Origin of the sequence: Oceanospirillum sediminis (genome assembly GCF_014164585.1) — a bacterium.
Taxonomy (GTDB): domain Bacteria; phylum Pseudomonadota; class Gammaproteobacteria; order Pseudomonadales; family Halomonadaceae; genus Oceanospirillum; species Oceanospirillum sediminis.
In genome coordinates, this window is sequence record NZ_JACJFM010000147.1 from 1 (window position 1) to 435 (window position 435).

General features: G+C 40.2%; 1 protein-coding gene. It reads left to right on the plus strand.

What is annotated here, in order from left to right; genetic code table 11:
- Positions 1–189: 189 nt before the first annotated feature.
- The coding region (locus tag H4O21_RS24295) for an ASCH domain-containing protein (protein WP_182812470.1) at positions 190–435 on the plus strand (246 nt) is incomplete at its 3' end.

Genomic DNA, 435 nt, shown 5'->3' on the forward strand with positions numbered 1-435 from the left:
TCAGGCGAACTTTGCCGCTCAGAAGGTTCATGGCATTTCAGACCGTATGGTTATTCGACGTGGTTTTTCTGGAGTGGTATTAACAAAGTATGGATTCGATCTAATTACCACGTGCTTGATGATTACTGGCACAGATTTTGTATTGGTTATGTTGATATTTCAAAATTGATGATTAAATGAGGTAATTATATGGCTAACCTGCAACTTGCCGTCAAAGGTGAATACTTCGATGCCATGATTCGCGGAGAGAAAACGGAAGAGTATCGCCTTTTTAATGACTACTGGAAGAAGCGCCTTATTAACTTTAAAGATAGCGGACAGATTGGAAGGAAGTACGAAAGGTTAATTATCACAAAAGGATATCCAAAGAAGGACGATAAATCCAGGCGTATTGATATCCCATACGATGGATGGACGGTTAAGACCATCACCCAC